This window comes from Emticicia sp. BO119, assembly GCF_013912375.1.
Taxonomy (GTDB): domain Bacteria; phylum Bacteroidota; class Bacteroidia; order Cytophagales; family Spirosomataceae; genus Emticicia.
This window is the reverse complement of record NZ_JACETV010000009.1, coordinates 138,678-156,922: the sequence shown is the minus strand read 5'-3', so window position 1 is coordinate 156,922 and position 18,245 is coordinate 138,678. Positions and strand designations below refer to the sequence as shown.

General features: G+C 32.0%; 11 protein-coding genes. 9 read left to right on the top strand and 2 right to left on the bottom strand.

The annotated features are described in order from the left end of the window. Positions 1–52: 52 nt before the first annotated feature. The gene (locus H1R81_RS23395) at positions 53–1,858 is read right to left on the bottom strand and encodes a M61 family metallopeptidase (protein WP_229251204.1); all 1,806 of its coding nucleotides are present in this window, start codon (positions 1,856–1,858) and stop codon (positions 53–55) included. 271 nt (positions 1,859–2,129) lie between these two features. Between H1R81_RS23395 and H1R81_RS23390 the strand changes: the two genes are divergently transcribed. From H1R81_RS23390 to trmB, 6 genes are all read left to right on the top strand, one after another. Continuing rightward, positions 2,130–5,141 carry a tetratricopeptide repeat protein gene (locus tag H1R81_RS23390; protein WP_181843175.1) on the top strand — a complete coding sequence of 1,004 codons (3,012 nt, stop codon included), beginning with the start codon at positions 2,130–2,132 and terminating at the stop codon, positions 5,139–5,141. A gap of 54 nt (positions 5,142–5,195) precedes the next feature. Then, positions 5,196–6,890, top strand: coding sequence for a TonB-dependent receptor (locus tag H1R81_RS23385; protein WP_181843174.1), 1,695 nt, complete (start codon positions 5,196–5,198; stop codon positions 6,888–6,890). 40 nt (positions 6,891–6,930) lie between these two features. Beyond that, a complete protein-coding gene (locus H1R81_RS23380) occupies positions 6,931–8,043 on the top strand; it encodes a hypothetical protein (protein ID WP_181843173.1) in 1,113 nt (370 codons plus the stop codon). A gap of 83 nt (positions 8,044–8,126) precedes the next feature. Further along, positions 8,127–9,134 (top strand): hypothetical protein, encoded by a 1,008-nt coding sequence (locus H1R81_RS23375; RefSeq protein ID WP_181843172.1) that lies wholly within the window; start codon positions 8,127–8,129, stop codon positions 9,132–9,134. Positions 9,135–9,224: 90 nt separating this feature from the next. Continuing rightward, entirely contained in the window at positions 9,225–10,544 is a 1,320-nt protein-coding gene (locus H1R81_RS23370) for a folylpolyglutamate synthase/dihydrofolate synthase family protein (protein ID WP_181843171.1), read from the top strand. 44 nt (positions 10,545–10,588) lie between these two features. Beyond that, complete coding sequence (trmB, locus tag H1R81_RS23365) at positions 10,589–11,242, top strand: tRNA (guanosine(46)-N7)-methyltransferase TrmB (RefSeq protein WP_181843170.1); 654 nt, start codon at positions 10,589–10,591, stop codon at positions 11,240–11,242. 65 nt (positions 11,243–11,307) lie between these two features. Here the strand turns inward: trmB and gap are convergent, their stop codons facing one another. Then, positions 11,308–12,315 (bottom strand): type I glyceraldehyde-3-phosphate dehydrogenase, encoded by a 1,008-nt coding sequence (gap, locus tag H1R81_RS23360; RefSeq protein ID WP_181843169.1) that lies wholly within the window; start codon positions 12,313–12,315, stop codon positions 11,308–11,310. A 557-nt stretch (positions 12,316–12,872) separates the two neighbouring features. Here gap and H1R81_RS23355 point away from each other — a divergent pair. The 3 genes from H1R81_RS23355 to H1R81_RS23345 all read left to right on the top strand — a co-directional run bounded on the left by H1R81_RS23355 (position 12,873) and on the right by H1R81_RS23345 (position 18,213). After that, positions 12,873–13,682, top strand: coding sequence for a 2,3,4,5-tetrahydropyridine-2,6-dicarboxylate N-succinyltransferase (locus H1R81_RS23355; protein ID WP_181843168.1), 810 nt, complete (start codon positions 12,873–12,875; stop codon positions 13,680–13,682). A 1,076-nt stretch (positions 13,683–14,758) separates the two neighbouring features. Next, positions 14,759–15,190 carry a helix-turn-helix transcriptional regulator gene (locus tag H1R81_RS23350; RefSeq protein ID WP_181843167.1) on the top strand — a complete coding sequence of 144 codons (432 nt, stop codon included), beginning with the start codon at positions 14,759–14,761 and terminating at the stop codon, positions 15,188–15,190. 2,258 nt (positions 15,191–17,448) lie between these two features. Further along, complete coding sequence (locus H1R81_RS23345) at positions 17,449–18,213, top strand: ParA family protein (RefSeq protein WP_181843166.1); 765 nt, start codon at positions 17,449–17,451, stop codon at positions 18,211–18,213. The last annotated feature ends 32 nt before the right edge of the window (positions 18,214–18,245 follow it).

Genomic DNA, 18,245 nt, shown 5'->3' with positions numbered 1-18,245 from the left:
AAACTTTTGCGGCTATTGTTAATTTGTACTTTTTTAATAATTTTCCCGACGCCTATTTTATAAAAAGCCACTTTTTATAAAGATTTTCTTGTTCGGAAGTAGGATTTTCTACCCTCTCTAACTTAATTCTTGTAGATGGATTTGCCATCAGTTTTACGTCATAATTAAATTCTCTGCCAAATCTTTTTACCTTAATATTAACAGTGTCACCAACCTGTTTGTCAGAAAAAAAGGTACTGCTAACAGGGTACCTATTTCCATCAATTTCTAATATTTCATCATTTACATTTAAACCTCCAGAATAAGCAGATGCGCCTCTCAAAACAAAAGTAATCTTATTGTTTTGTACATTTGCTCCTAAAAAGGGCGTTTTAGTATCATATTCCTTTATTACCTTTATACCTACATAATTAAAATAAGTATCATAATCAATAGCATCAGTACTCCAAATATATTTTTGAAAGAAATCCTCCATGCTTTTTCCGGCTATTTTTTCGCAAGCTGCTTGAAATTCTTCATCTTTGTAGCCTCGTCCTTGTTTTTTATAATAATCTTCCCATAAGAGTTTAAAAACGTCATCTAAAGTTTTTTTGCCTTTTGTTTCACCAATAATAAATAAATTTATCAGACTACCAATCACTCCACCTTTATTGTAATATGAAATTGTACTATTCTGAGAGTTCTCGTTTGGTCGATAGTATTTAATCCAGGCATCCCAACTGGCTTCAGCAACCGATTGTACTTTCTGACCTGGTTGGTTTTCAATACCACTTATAGAGGCTGCAACTTTATTTTTATATTCTTCTGGTGTAATAATACCTGCTCGTAATAAGATATTTTCCTGGAAAAAGGAGGTGAATCCTTCAGCAACCCAAAGCATATGAGTATAATTTTCGTTCTCATAATCAAAGGGCCCGAGTGCGATAGGTCTGATTCTTTTTACATTCCAAAGGTGAAAATATTCATGTGCAATCAACCCCATGAAGCTTTTGAAACTTGCCTCAGTATTATAAGCTAATGGGGAGGTTTGACAAGTAGTAGAATTAAGGTGTTCAAGCCCACCACCAATACCAGGCAAATGATGAATAATAAACGTATAGTCTTTGCAGGGGTGCTCTCCGACTACTGTTGATGCCGCTTGAGTAACTTTTTTGTAAGCCTCTATTAGTTTATCCTCATTGTACTCTAAGGGCCCGTTGCTATACATCGCAATTGCATGAGGAATGTTCTGAATTTCAAAATTCAAAACCTTATGCGTACCAATTTCAATTGGGCTATCAACAATAATATCATAATTTGATGCATAAAATGTATTTTCAGCGTCTTCTACCTTCTTCAAGCCTGTTGAAATAGAATTCCAGCCTTTAAATGGGTTAATTCTAACTTTTGATGAATATTTTTTTAACTGAGGTACATACATAAAAATTGAGGCTCCATTCAGATAACCATGAGTATCGTCCAGAAAACTTGTTCGGACACTTAATTCATAGGCATAAACTTTATATTTTATTTTTATCTCATTTGCTCCATTTGAATGCACCCGCCATGTATTTTTATTCACTTTTTCAGACTTAACTTTTTTACCCCCGGCTGATGACTCGAAGCTTTCTACGTTTTTTGCATATTCTCGTACAAGATAAGATCCAGGTGTCCAAACAGGCATTTTAAAATCTACATAGGCTTTCTGAGTTAGATCTTTTATTTTTAAAACATTACTTAATGTCATTTCAATCTCAAAGTAATGAGTTGAAGGTTCATTCATCGAAAGTTGGTAAATAATGTTTGTAGTCTGGCCTTTTAAAACAGAAAACGAAAGAAGTATAAACAGAAAAAAGAAGAGAAATGATTTTTTTATCATTTTGTTAATGGGTTAAGTGAATTGTTGATGATTTGAAACAATTTTTTTTTCAAACAAACGTTTTTTGCTTGAAATTACTTCATTTTTTCTTCTTTACCAAAAATGGCATTCTCTTTGATTCAAAGTTTTATCTTTTAGATTGTTTATTTTTATTATCAATAGCTACCTTTGATTCAAAGTGGCTTAAGTGCTTTTATAATCAATATTACTAACCCCAAATATTGACTCCTATAAAAAATATCTCCCCACGGGGTTGGGGATCTCAGACCCTATGAAAAAGACGATAATAATTACAACCGTCTCGAGCTTGCTAAATATGGGCTTTCATACTTACGCCCAAAACACAATTGCTTATACCGACCCTGAATCTTATTACCATAAAGGTATAGAGCTTTTTCAGAAAAAAGTATATGCTCCTTCGCGTGAGGAACTTCGTCATTATATTAAATCCACCCAGCAATCATTAAATGCAAATGAGTTTAATTTAACAAATGCTGAATATTATGCAGCCTTGGCCGGATTATATGTTAAAGCTCCTGATGCTGATATTGAAATCGAAAGATTTGTAGTTAATCATTCTGATCATCCTAAAGCAAAGGTTATTTATGGTGATTTGGGGAATTACTTTTATAACGAAGGCGATTACAATAGGGCAATTCAATATCTTGAAAAAGCAGTTAATGTCAATTCAACTTCCACTGCAGCCTTAGAATACAAGTATAAGTTAGCCATTTCTTACTATCAAACCAATAATTACTCAAAAGCATTACCTTTATTTAATGAGGTAAAAAGCATCGCCTCAGATTACTCTATTCATTCTTATTATTATTCTGGAGTTATTAATTTTAAAAATGCAAATTATGATGCTGCATTATCTGACTTAAAGAAAGTTGAAAGTGTTTCACCCTATAAAACTGAGATTCCAAACTGGATTGCCAATATTCTGTATGTTGAGAAAAGGTATGAAGAATTGTTGGCCTATACAGAACCCATCATTGAGAAACCAAATGGAAGGAAGATAGATGATATGTGTTTGGTTACCGCAGAAGTATGTTATTTTAGAGACGATTTTACCAATGCTGCCAAATATTACGATAAATTCAGAACCTTTAGAAAAGGAGCTGTCTCTAATCAGGTTACTTTTAGACATGCTTACAGCCTGTATAAAACTGAGCATTACGAAAAGGCTATAGAAAACTTTAAAAAAATTGCAGGGCAAAATAATGAATTAGGTCAGCAAGCGGCCTATTATTTGGGAATCTCCTCCTTAAAAGCTAATGATTTAAGTGCTGCTTCTGCAGCATTTGAAAGAGCTAAAGCTGGCACATTTGATAAAATAATTCAAGAGGAGGCGCAATTTAACCATGCAAAAGTAGCAATCGACCTTGGTAATAGTCAACAAGGAATTACAGAATTGGAAAATTACCTGAAAACTTACCCTGGTGGTAAATATGAAGACGAGGCCAGTGAAGTAATGAGTGATGTCATGTTTGATGCAAATAATTACTCGCAAGCCATTGCTTATATTGAGGGCTTAACGAAGAAATCTCCTAAGCTAAATGCTGCATACCAGAAGCTTGCCTATAACCAGGGAGTGTTAGACTTCAATGCAGAAAATTATACAAAGGCTATTCAGTATTTTGATAAATCACTTTTACAACCTATTGACAATGAATTAAAACAAAATGCAACATTTTGGAAGGCAGAAGCTGCTTATGCCGCCAAGCTCCCGGAAGTAAGCAGTTATTATAAAGATATTATCAACAGTAATGCACCTGAAACTTTGAAACAAAAAAGTAAATATGCATTGGGGTATTTAAACTATAATAGTAAAGATTATAAACAAGCCGCTAATTATTTTAAAGAGTTTATTAAGGTACGTAAGGATGAATCTAATCGCCAGAATTTTGAAGATGCAATTGTCCGAATCGGAGACTGTAATCTTGCCATTAAGAATTATGATGAAGCCTTGAAATACTATGATTTAGCCATTAAAGAAAACAGAACTGAGAAAGACTATGCGATGTACCAGAAGGCATTGACATTGACCTTTTTAGGTAGAAATCAGGAAGCCTTGCAAATATTTGATCGAATTGGAACCCAGTATCCTAATTCTCGATTGGTTGATGATGCATGGTTTCAGAATGCCACCTTGGAGTTGGATAAAGGAAATTATCAGAGTGCAGTAAGTTTATTGAGCAAAATGGTAAGAGAGCGCCCAAAAAGTGGCCTTATTCCACAAGCTTTGCTCAAAAGAGCTCTAGCATATAGTAACTTAAAGAATTATGAAGCTGCGTTAAATGATTATAAAGTTATTGTAATACGATACGGAAAAACAGATGTTGCTGAAAATGCACTCTTAGGTCTGCAACAAACACTCAATATTTTAGGTCGTCCTGAAGATTTCACAGCAATTGTTGATGAATACAAAAAGACTAATCCACAAAACGGTTCAGTCGAAAACCTTGAATATGAATCTGCTAAGAATCTATACTTAAATGAGAAGTATAGTAATGCAGTGGCATCTCTATTAAAATTTATCAATAATTATCCCAGAAGCTCGAATATGTATGAAGCAAAGTATTATTTAGCAGACTCATACTATATCCTGAAAGATAATATGAATGCTTTAAAGTACTATAATCAGGTAATCAATGATAATCGGACAGGCTTTGTTACAAAGTCGGCTTTAAGGGCAGCAAGTATAGAAACTTCTGTAAAAAATTATAAAAATGCCATCTCTAATTATAGAGCTGTAATTATTTCATCAGCCAATAAACGTGATATTATAACAGCATGGCAGGGTCTTTCTGAAGCTTACTTTTATTCAGGAAATCAGGATTCTGTAATTGTTTATTCCAGAGAAATCATTAACAATGGTGGAGATATCATAATGGGAGCTTCAAATAAAGCACAATTATACATTGGAAAAGCTTATATGGCAAAAAATGATTTTGGCAGGGCTGAAGAAGAATTTAAGAAAACAATTGCCATGGCCAAAGATATTAACGGGGCAGAAGCAAAGTATTATATCGGAGAAATGCAATATCGTCAAAAGAAATATAAAGAGTCTATTAAAACTATACAGGAACTGGCCTCTGAATTTTCTGATTTTTTGTATTGGTATGAAAAAGGGTTTATTCTTATTGCAGATAATTATGTTGCCCTAAGCGACTATTTTATGGCAAAAGCCACTTTGAAATCAATTATTGAAAACTCAGAAACTCCTGAAACAGTTGATGTAGCTAAGAAAAAAATGAAGGAAATTGAAAATAAAGAGTAATTCAATGATTATGCTTTTCTAATTATTTTTCTGAACAATTTAAAGTATTCCCCTATGAAATTTTCATTTCGAATTAAGTATATAAAAACGAATTATAGTCTTGCTTTTGTTATTGGTCTTAACTTTATCTTTTTTACATCATTTGCGCAATTGGATGATGACATTATTATTACCAAAGATCGTAAGGTCGAACTTCCTCCAGCAAATCGGGTTTTTGAGAAAATTCCTCCTTTAAAATCAAATAATGGAGATAAGGAAATGAAATATACCTTTTTTGATCGTAAACCTAAAGGAATCGAGGAAGTAAAGTTCAGCCCGAATGTCATTTCACCTGATGGAGGAAAGAAAAAAGAAGAAACCGAAAGTTATAATAATTATATAACTCTTGGTGCTGGGAATTATGGAAGAATTTTAGGTGAATTATTCCTGAACACTAATCAGGAAAACAATCTAATTATTGGAGTCCATGCTTATCATAATTCGACGGTTCGTGGTCCGGTTGACGATAAAAACTCAGCAAATATGTATAATAAGGCCGAAATAACTGGTAAATATATTGCTCAAAAGTTTCAATTAAATGGAGGAATAAACTATAATAGAGATCAATATTATTTTTATGGTTATCAAAGACCCCGTGAAGATTTAGAGAGAAAAGATATACGACAAGTCTTAAATACTGTTCAATTCAATGTTGGGTTTGAAAATACAGCACCAAATCCAAAAGTTGATTACTCCCTGAAGACAAATTTAAGGTCTTTAAAGAATATCTACGGAGCTCAAGAAACAGATTGGGGGTCAAGTTTTAATGCTTATTTCCCTATAATTAACGAAAAATTTATTGCAGTAGTTGATGCAGAGGCTTTTATAACTCAAAGAAGTGACATTGAAGTAGATAAAAGAAATTTATTTAGAGTAAAGCCTTCATTCAAACTTAACTTTAATAGTTTTGGTGCGAGTATCGGATATAAAGCGGTCAACGAATTTGATGAAATAAAAAAGATTAATAGCACAAAAGGTTTTCCTACTTTGGAATTGACGTATAAGTCGCCAAGTTTATTTTTTATTTTTGCCGGGATGGATGGCGATATTGTAAGAAATACGTTAGGGTCAATGCTTAATGAAAATCCTTACTTAAAGGCCCAGGTTGGATTAATGAATACAGAAAAAAGTCAGGAGTTTTATTTGGGAGGAAAAGGTGACTTAGGCTCAGGATTTAGCTTTAATTTAAGAGGTGCTATGGGTTATTACAAAAACTTGTACTATTTTAATAATTATACACCTGATTTTGGTGAGGCTTTAGGAGATACAGCAAAATTTAATATTTTATATGATAGTTTGAAAACGCAATATTTTAATGTGGTTGTTCAGTTAAATTATCAACCAACTGAAATCTGGCGAACTTATATAAAAACTGACTTCAATCATTATCAGAGAAGGAGTTTTGAAAAGCCTTTCCATCGACCTCTTTTTACTGCAAAATGGGGAAATACTTTAATTGTATCTGATCGACTTTTGGCAAATTTAGACTTGTTTTACTATGGGAAAACATACGCAAAGAATCCAACCACTCAAGAATTAGTAACCAACAAAGATTTCATTGATATTAATGCAGAGTTCGACTATTTATTCAGTAAACAGTTTACGGCCTTTGTTAAATTAAATAACATTATTGGGAAAAAGTACGAGCGATTTTTATATTATCCGCAACAAGGTTTAAATTTTCTTGTAGGTGTCAATTTTTCATTTTAACTTAGCATAAAGATTGCTCCCAAAATATATGTTAAGCCCTATGAAGCCTGTTGCAGATTACATCAGAACACTACTTTATGAGCATGACTACGTAACTGTCCCAAACTTTGGGGCATTTATTGCTAATTATATGCCATCAAGTTTCAATGATATTAGTGGTTCTCTTATGCCTCCACAGAAAAGAATTGCTTTTAATGAAGTTTTAAAGCAAGATGATGGTCTTTTAGCTACTTATATATCAAGAAGAGAAAGTGTTACTATTGATGAGGCAAAGAGAACTATTCAGAGTTTTGTCGCAGAAATTAAAGTTTCTTTGGCTAATGATAAATCTTTCCATTTTGATAGGATTGGTGACTTTACGTTGAATGAAGAGAATAATTTAATTTTTGATCCGGATAGACGGAATAATTTCTTTAGTGAAAGTTTTGGTTTTGATAGTATATTCCCAAGAAAAATAGAAAAGCAAAACTATACGCTGAGCCATACTTTTGAGGCCGATAATGATGAGATGGTAGTGCATAATGAATCTTATTCTACAACCGGGACTCACTCTAAGTGGACTTATGTATTGTATTCTTTACCTGTTTTGTTATTAACATCCGGTCTTTTTCTGGTTCTTTTCTCAAACCCAAAGCAAGATGAAAGTTCTGCAAAGAGTAGTTTTAATCCCTTAGATTATATTCCAAAAAGAGAAGATGCCGTTAGAAAACCAGAAATTGATGCTAATTATAATGCATCTGAATATGAGATTGTAAAACCTGTTTTTAATAAAAAAGAGGTAGTTGAAGAACAAAAACCTGATATAACCACGGAATCTATCCCAGTAGAAGAAGTTACAAAAAAAGAAGTTAATACTAAGACTAAAACGCCTGAAACTAATTCTGAATTAGTAAAGGTTATAGAAACAAAATCTACAATAAATAATATAGAAAAGCGTTATTTGATTGTTTCAGGTATATTTAAAAGTAAAGAAAACGTAGAAAAGCTTAGTGCTAGTTTACTTAAAAATGGATTCTCTCCAAGAATTGTTCAGTTTGGTAATCTAATGAAGGTGATTGCTGCTGAAGCAGATTCCTTCGAAGAAGCCCAGATTATTGCAGATAAACATCAAAATCTGATCGGAGAGAAACCTGCAATTATTAAAAGTAAGTAGTAAGTTTTTGAAATTTTTAAGACCTGTAAGCAACCTTACAGGTTTTTTTATAAGCCATCGATCAACAATAATTATCATTATAAATGCAAACCGCAACTCTTACCGAAGATGATAAAAGAAATCAGCCTTTGGCTTTAGTCATTAGTTTGGCTATTTATGGAGCTTTTCTGACAATTTTATTCTTTCTTAAATTAATGTATATGCCTTTGGAGGAACCTGAAGGGGTTGAGCTGAATTATGGGATTGATTTAGTAGGTTCAGGAGATATACAAACGACCAATAAAGCCAATCCTTCCCCTAATAATTACGATGTAAAACCAGCAGCAAAAGAAGAAAAAGCCAAATCTGTAAAGGTTAAGCCTGTAGTTACACCTCAGCCTGTTACTGAAAAAGCACCAAAGGTAAAAGTGAAAGAAGCTCCGGCCAAACCAGTAATTACATCAAATGAAGACAGCCCTGTTACGGAGAAAGAAAGCGAGAAACCTGTTAAGAAAGTTGAAATAAAACCTGTTGTAAAATCTTCTCCAGTAGAAACTAAAACCAAGACTGAAACTCCAAAACCTGAGCCCCCAAAGCCAGAACCACCAAAAAGAACAGTAGATGATGGTTCATTGTTTAAGAAAGGTGCTAAAGGCTCAAATGGCTCAAATGGAGCTAATTCCAATTCAAATGGAACAATTGGTACAAGAGATGGTATAGGGGGGAATAATAATGGAGATGGTAAGAAAGGGGAAGTGGGAGATAAAGGTGACCCAAGAGGAACACTTGATGGAAAAAGTTTATACGGCAATCCTGGTAAAGGTGGTGGCTCAGGTGCTTCCATAGGTGGTTTGAGTGGTTGGAATAAAAAGAAACTTTCATTACCGAATGATGGGTCAAGTGAGACAGGGAAAATAGTATTCAAGGTAACCGTAGATGACTCTGGTGATGTTGTAGGTATTAGCGTATTAGAGTCAACGGTAAGTCCTGCAGTGCAAAATTTTTATAAGAACTATATTCAGCAAAAATTAAGCTCAGTATTAACTCCAGCTGGAACACCTCCTCCAAGAGCAAGTGGAACTATTACAATCAATATTCAATCAGGAAACTAATTAAGAATCTCCAAATAAGATATTTAGGAATCTTTATTAATTTTGTAAAAAAGTATAAGGTGATTATCCAATCACCTTTTTTTATTGAGAATGAATTACGAAGAGACAATCAATTATTTATATAATATGCTGCCGGTCTTCCATAGAGAGGGTGCAAGGGCTTATAAACCAAATTTAAATAATACACTTGCTTTATGTGAATACCTGGGAAATCCGCACACCAAATTTAAAAGTATCCACATAGCAGGTACAAACGGGAAAGGCAGTTCATCACACTATATGGCTTCAATATTACAGAGTGCAGGTTATAGAACTGGTCTTTATACTTCTCCACATCTAAAAGATTACTCCGAAAGATTCAGAATAAATGGTAAATCAATTGAAAAAGCGAAGGTTGTAGCATTTATCGAAGATCATAAAGACATAATTGAAAAACTTCTTCCATCTTTTTTTGAGCTAAGTGTAGCACTTGCTTTTGATTTCTTTGCTAAAGAAAATGTAGATGTGGCAGTAATCGAAGTCGGGTTAGGGGGTAGGCTTGATTCAACAAATATAATAAGTCCAGATTTATCAATCATTACAAATATAGGATTTGATCATATGGATGTTTTAGGTAACACATTACCTAAAATTGCTTTAGAAAAAGCGGGAATAATAAAAGCTAATACACCTGTAGTAATATCTGAAAGACAGGTAGAAACCAGCCAGGTATTTATAGAAAAAGCCATTGAGCAAAATGCACCAATCTATTTTGCTGAAGACAATTATTTAGTAACAGTGAGCCCGGGATTAGAACAAGAAAGTTTTAGTTTAAGTGTTGATGTGTATCACAATAATAGTAAGAAGGTTTTTAAGGAAGTAAAGTCTCAATTAATTGGAAAATACCAATTGAAGAACCTTACAGGAGTTTTTCAATCAGTTGAGGTACTTAAAAATTTAGGATACAAAATTTCTGAGGAAGCCATCAGAAGGGGAATTGCGGAAGTGGTTTTGTTGACTGGATTAAAAGGCAGATGGCAAGTATTAGATCAATATCCATTAACTATATGTGATACTGGTCATAATGAACACGGATTAAAAATTATTTTAAATCAGATAGATAAACTATATGCAAGTGGATTAATTAATGGACAAAAGTATTTTATTCTCGGATTTGTTAAAGATAAAAATGTGGAAGAAATTTTACAATTGTTTCCAAAAGATGCCAATTATTACTTTTGTCAGGCAAATTCGCCTCGATCTATGGCGGCTGAGAATTTGATAAAAATAGCTGAGTCTATACAACTATCAGGATATTCAATTCTCAACGTAAATGATGCGTTAGAAAAAGTTAGAGAATTAGCTCAAAAAGACGATTTTATCTATATTGGAGGAAGTACTTTTGTTGTTGCAGAAATAAATGAATTATAAATATAATACTTTTAATAATATAATAAATTTAATTTAATAAAAGAGTGGCACGGCAAAAATTACCCAGATTTATACATAATTCACAAGCAGAGAATGTTATTGAGAGAGGGAAAGAACTATATTCAACAATTAAAGGAGAATGGAGAGAAAAGTTCTTTAATAATAATAATCCAATCGTTTTAGAATTGGCTTGTGGAAAAGGAGAATATACTGTAGGATTAGCTAAGAAATTTCCTGACAAAAACTTCATAGGTATTGATATTAAAGGAGATAGAATAGCCCGTGGAAGTAAAAGAGCTATAGAAGCGAATTTAAAAAACGTGGCTTTTCTAAGAACCTCTATAGGTTTTCTGGAAGAGTTTTTTGAAGAAAATGAAGTCGATGAAATCTGGCTGATTCACCCTGATCCTCAACCAAGAGATAAAGAGGAGAAGAAACGTTTAACTAATATTAATTACCTGAATCTATATAGAAAAGTACTTAGACCAAACGGCGATTTCTTTTTCAAAACAGATAATAGTGGCTTATTTGAATACTCTTTGGGTACTTTTGTAGAGGCAGGTTATAAAATTTTAAGACAAACTACCGACTTGTATAGTTCAGAATTACTTCCTGAGCATCATGATATTGTAACTCATTATGAAAGACTATTTGTCGAGAAAGGATTTAAAATCAATTATCTGGCAGCTAAGATTTAATATAAAAGGCCTGTTTCAGGATAAAGTTGTCCTAAAACAGGCCTTCGTATTCTATACTATAAATACTATATAAGCGTAGCGAAATACTTCACAGTTCTCACTAATTGGCTTACATAGCTCATTTCATTATCATACCAGCTAACTGTTTTCACTAATTGTTTGTCACCAACAGTCACAACTTTAGTTTGGGTGGCATCAAACAAGCTACCGAAGCTAATGCCAATGATATCGCTGCTCACAATTTCATCTTCAGTATATCCAAAACTTTCATTGCTTGCTGCTTTCATAGCTGCATTTACTTCCTGAACAGTTACAGTTTTATTTAAAACTGTAGTTAATTCTGTCAAACTTCCAGTAATAGTCGGCACGCGTTGAGCTCCGCCATCTAATTTTCCTTTTAATTCTGGTAATACCAAACCTATAGCTTTTGCTGCACCTGTACTATTAGGAACGATATTGGCTGCAGCAGCTCTTGCTCTACGTAAATCACCTTTAGCATGTGGCGCATCTAATGTATTTTGATCATTTGTATAGGCGTGAACAGTGGTCATACTACCTAATACTATACCAAAATTATCATTAAGAGTCTTGGCCATTGGTGCTAAGCAGTTAGTAGTACAGCTGGCACAGCTAATGATTGTTTCGCTGCCATCAAGAATCTGGTGGTTTACATTAAATACAATAGTTTTTAAATCGCCTGTTGCAGGGGCACTAATAATAACTCTTTTTGCTCCGGCAGTTAAGTGCGCAGCTGCTTTATCTTTATCTGTAAAGAATCCAGTACATTCTAAAACTACATCAACTTCATGAGTTCCCCATGCAATTTCAGCCGGATTTTTCTGAGCGTAAATTTTAATTTCCTCTCCATTAACAAGAATGCTATTATCAGTAGATGTTACTTCTGCGTCAAATCTACCTTGTGCACTGTCATATTTTAGTAAATGAGCTAAAACTGATGGACTGGTTAAATCGTTAATTGCAACTACATCAATTCCATCCATATTATAAATTTGACGATAGGCCAGTCTTCCAATACGTCCAAATCCATTAATAGCTACTTTTATTTTTGACATTTTAAAATAATTTGGTTTAAGTGGTACGATAACGCAAGTTAAGAAGATTTTTTATATATACGGATAATTTACTAAAGGAATGTAAATTAATTAATTACTAAAAATAATATGCTAATTTCATTAGTAATACTAACTAAGTATGTTTGAATTATTTAGTAAAAAATACTAAAAATATTAGTTATTAATATTGATCTATTGATAGTTTTAGTCGGGTAGGGGTGTTATTTATACTATTTTCTGATGTTTTTCCTTTGGGATATTGCTCTCATTTGCTTTCATAGATCAATATTAGGCTTCGCCAAACACTTTACAAAGCATTTAAGGCGAAAGATTGAATTTTCATACTGTTAAACCGTAGTATAGTACTTCTTAAGAGTCTGAACAGTAAATAATGCGGTTTTCTATGACTGTGATTTGTCGATATATTGTTTTACCTTTGTTTAGAAGTATGAAATAATAATTACTTTTTTACTTAAAAAAAACTTAAAAATAAATTATAAAAACCTTATTATAAGTATTTTACAATATATTTATTAATATTTTTAATCAATTATAAAATGTCTTTAAAAACAACCATTGAAGCCGCGTGGGAAGATCGTTCATTAATTAATGACCCAACTACTAAAACTGCAATAGAAGAAATAATCAATCAATTAAATGAGGGAATTATCCGCGTATCAAATCCAAATGAAGATGGAACCTGGACTACCAATGATTGGATAAAGAAAGCCATCATATTGTATTTCCCTCTGCAACAGATGAGTGTTCAGGAAGTGGGTATTTTTGAATACCATGATAAAATGAAATTAAAAACCGGATATGATCAAATTGGTGTACGTGTGGTTCCTCCGGCAGTGGCTCGATATGGCTCTTATCTTGCCAAAGGAGTTATACTCATGCCTTCTTATGTGAATATAGGAGCTTATGTAGATTCAGGAACAATGGTTGATACATGGGCGACGGTAGGCAGTTGCGCGCAAATAGGTAAAGATGTACACCTGAGCGGAGGTGTGGGCATTGGAGGCGTTTTAGAGCCTGCTCAGGCCTCTCCGGTTATTATAGAAGACGGAGCATTCATTGGGTCACGGTGTATCGTTGTAGAGGGCGCCAGAATCGGAAAAAGAGCCGTTTTAGGCGCTGGTGTAACTATTACCAGTAGCTCCAAAATAATTGATGTAAATGGCGGCCAGGAATATATAGGTTACGTTCCTGATAACTCAGTTGTCATACCTGGTATGCTGAATAAAAAGTATCCTGCCGGAGATTTCGGTGTGCCATGTGCTCTTATAATTGGGCAGAGAAAAGCAAGTACAGATCTTAAAACCTCCCTTAATGAGGCGCTGAGAGAAAACAATGTCTCAGTGTAACTTTTTATGATAATTAGCTTTAGGACATTGTCTCTAAAGCTTAGAATTCAGACAGTAGTAATTTCTTAATTGCTACTGTTTTTTGTTTTATAAAACCTTCTTATAAATAAAACCTTTTAAATAATTCTATTTATAAATATAGTTTAATGTCTCTTTAACTCCTTAAAAACTCACCAATGCATTTTTTATCGTCAACAGCTGGTGCATAAAAATATTTAATTATTATCTGATATATCCAAATACCAAAATATTCTGACACAATAAATCTGACATAGAAAATTTCATCCTGTAATACTAAATTAATATTCTGTCATATTGTTTTAATTCCCTTATAGGCAAAAATTATAATAGAAGAGTAATTTACTTAAAGAGGGAGGGGAGTAGATTGTAAGGAATTTGAATAATTATTAACTCCTATTCTGGATTTGCTCATAGCTGTTTTCTCTGTTGATAAAACGCTATTCAAATACAAAGATTTATTAAGTTTAATAACTAAATAGCTTTCAACCTAGTAAAATAAAAAAAGCCCAATCTAAAAAAAGAAAGGACTTTCTGACGATTGAATCCCAAATTGTTGGCATTTCTACCTACAAATTAAACCTTTACTTAAATTTATCTTTAATGAATTATCTTAGAAAGCACGTAAGCATGACACAAATTTAGTTTACATACATTAATAAACAAGCTCCTTTTGTAAATATTATTCTTTTTTTTCTTGACATTAGTAAATATAGGTTAATTTTATCCTAATCAGCTTTTTTTGTCCTCACTTAACCCGGTTCTGCTTTTAAAAATTCGAACTATACTGTAATATTCAATTTACATTTTATACCTATTCTTGAGAATGATACCCAAATAACTTTATAATTACCTGAAAATAAGCTTATTAACATTTGTACTTCAAATAACCTTATATGGAGTTTACATTTATCCAAATATATTTACAAAAGTATTTGGTTTTCATTTCTAAACTATTTATATTTGTAATGTGATATTTAAAAATGTTAATTCATGTATGTAAACATTGATTTACATATGTTACATTGTTTATTTACAGATATAATTGTAAACTATTTATGAAATTAAATGATAAAATTCGTCGGTTTATTAATGACAAGGATTTAACCTCCACAAAGTTCGCTGATGAGATCGGAGTACCCCGTCCAAGCATTTCTCACATTTTATCTGATAGAAACAAGCCAAGCTTAGAGATTGTACAGAAAATATACAAAAGATACCCTGAACTTGGCTTCGATTGGTTTTTAGAAGATGAAGAAAATGACACTCAATTAGTAACACAATCAACTAATAGCCAAGTAGTTACGCAACAAAAAAGGCCGATTTTTCCTTCTCGAGAATCGAGTGAAAGAAAAGTTACAGAAAATACTACAGCGCAACAAAATCTCAGCAGCACTATTTTACCAAATTTTGGTCATGGCAATGTTGCTCGAATCATTGTTGTTTACAATGATGGAAATACTCAGGTCTTTGAGTCGAGCAATGCCTGACAAATTGTCAGGCATATTTTAACAAGTAGATTATCCTGTCGTTAAACTCATATTTTAATGTCTTCAGAATTTAACTTACCCTTCCGATGGCATTAAAAAATTTAAAAGATAGATTTTTTTGGATATTGATATTTTTAAATTATAAATGAATACGCTGTATATGTCGGCTCACAGTCATTAATTAAGGTTAATATCCTTACGGCTTTAAGAGTTTCATATATTTAGATGAAACGTTTGGATTTTGAATGCTTTTGATAGACAGAATCAAGCAATCGGGTCTCTGAATAAATTGGTTTCTCGTTACTGTTATCTGTTTCTTAATTTTAGAGAATGAGTTTTAATCAGGTTAAAATTTTAGTTGGGCTGTTACTTTGGGGGGTTCTGGTTTATAGCTCGAAGGATATCCTGATGACAATTAAATGACAAGGAACATTGCTGAAAATACAAGATCAATCTTATGTAAGCATTAAATTTAAAAGTAAGCCTTAAGAGAACAGTTTTCTTGTTGATTATTTGGTTCTGAATAGCTTTATATGGCTCTATTATTTAAAGTATAAAAGTATATAAGATTCCTACTATCCATTAAGAAGGGGGGTTCTTTTATTGAAGATGAGACTTTGTCAGAATGAGACCAAACTTATATGTGTATTGGGCTCTCAGAGCTATTAATAAAGAATATTTTCAAACTACTAACGAGATTTTAATATTCACGATTCAGGATTTTACAAAAATGTGATATTTTTAGAGGTCACCAAAATTTTGAGTTATTAGTGCATTGTATAGTTCCTTACAATAAAAATAATTTTAAAATTGATGCCCGAGATTCTAAGAAATTATGTGTTCGATTTTTTGTATCAATAAACTTAATATATAAAGCTTGGTTGGTGAATAGTCAAAATTATTAAAAACATTGATGTTTCATTTAATTACCAAACCTATAGTTTGACCCACTCAGTTGGGTTTAAAATTTAAAACCGATTTTGTTTCAGGTAAATAAAAGTCCGATTTAGCATTGGCTCTATTATATACTTCCAATTATCGAGACTTAGGAATTAAAATTATTATATAGTTAGAATATTCTAAGTCTCAATAATAGTCTTAATTCTTTAAAATATGATTGTCCTGACAAAGTTTAATTTATCCATTGACTGACTTTATGTAACGCACAGATTTCAGGTCTCAATCTATATCATATTTTTTGAAACAGAAATTCCTCTCTTTTAACCCAGAATAATTCAGATAATTTCCGGCAGTATTTAAATATAGATGAAAAATTTTATGAAGATGACTTTAAAATTATTGTCTCCTAAAAAAAATAATCAAGCATTCTGGTAATTTTCATCCTTGTATAAATTGTAATAATCCGGAGTTCGAAAATTTTAATATAGAAAATCAGTAACGCTAAGTCTTATGGACTCGCAAATTATCTAAAGACACGATTAGCTCGCATTCATCTTTTGCCTGGATTTTCTCTATCTAACTTTTGTATAAATTGAATCATTTTTCGCATTCAGTAGTCATCGAATTTTTAACGTCAAAAATTAGCCTACAAACTATTACTTACTTTGACTAAAAGCTTCTCAAAATGAAGCCTTTTTTAAGCCCTCAAACGTCAGCTCTAAGGCCATGTTAATGCACGGGTAGGGTAGTTACACATTTCGAAGCTCAAACTCTTCAAAATAGCCATTTTATCAATTCGCAATTTAAACTATACTGAAAATACTTACTGATAATAACCAGAAAAATTATACCAATTATAATATTAATAAATACACTTCTTATTATTTAATATAATACTATTCAATATAAATTATATTATATTATGTGCATAAAATATCATTAATAATAAATATATTTATTTGTATTTTATATATTATACTTATAATACTTTTACATATAATTAAATATTTATAAAGTATTATTCATTAATATTTGTAAATACATTATAAATATTAAGTTTTTTTTATAAGTACTTATAAATTATAATTTATTATTTTTTTATTTAACATTATACATTTTAATATAATTATATTATTTATAAGGTTTATATACATATTACAATATTTATGTCATAAATTAATAATAACTATTTACACATATTATATTATTCATAAATTTTATTATTATTGTATAGTCAAATATTATAAAACATTCTATACTTATCGTAATATCATTATTAATGATAAAAGTTATTATTATAATATTGTTACTCCGAATGATTTGTTTTATATTGCCAAACAATATTATTATTATAAACGATGATTATTAGTGTAGTAAACAACAAAGGGGGAGTAGGTAAAACTACATCTACCCAAAATCTTGGTGCTGCCTTTCAGAAATTCGCAAACGCTCGCGTGCTTTTTATTGACCTTGATGGCCAGGCAAGTCTTACTCGTTGCTTTGGTGTTCAGGAATCTCAAGTTGGAAAGAACCACGTAGGAAACTATTTAAGTGGTGAACTTCCTTTTGAGAGTATAGTAATTAATACGCTCATTGGGGATTTATTGCCGAGTGCGGCTGAACTCAACGCAAAAGAAGATGCAATAAAAGCTTCGCCGGTGTTTCCTTTTAATCTAAAATTACTTTTAGAGAAAGTGAAAAAAAATTACGACTACATAATGATTGATTGTCCGCCGACCATGTCTGGGATGACAAGAGTTGCACTCATCGCATGCGATATTTATCTGGTGCCATTGCAAGCTGAATTTTTAAGTTATGAAGGTCTTAGAAACTTCTTGAATTATTCATCTGAACTACAGCTTATAAGTCCACAAACAAAGCTGGGTGGAGTATTTGCTACAAGATATAATCCCAAAATTAATAAAAAGCTCAGCAATGATATTATAGAAGCAACAAAACAACAGTTAGGGAGTTCTTTTTTTACTACTACCATCAGAGATAATATTGCCATATCTGAAGCCCAGGCAAATGGGCAGGATATTTTTACTTATTCGCCAGAAAGTAATGGCGCTATGGATTATTATCAATTAACTAAAGAGATTCTAAGTAGTATTAATAATTAATTATATTGATTATGCAAAGCCCTGAGAATTTG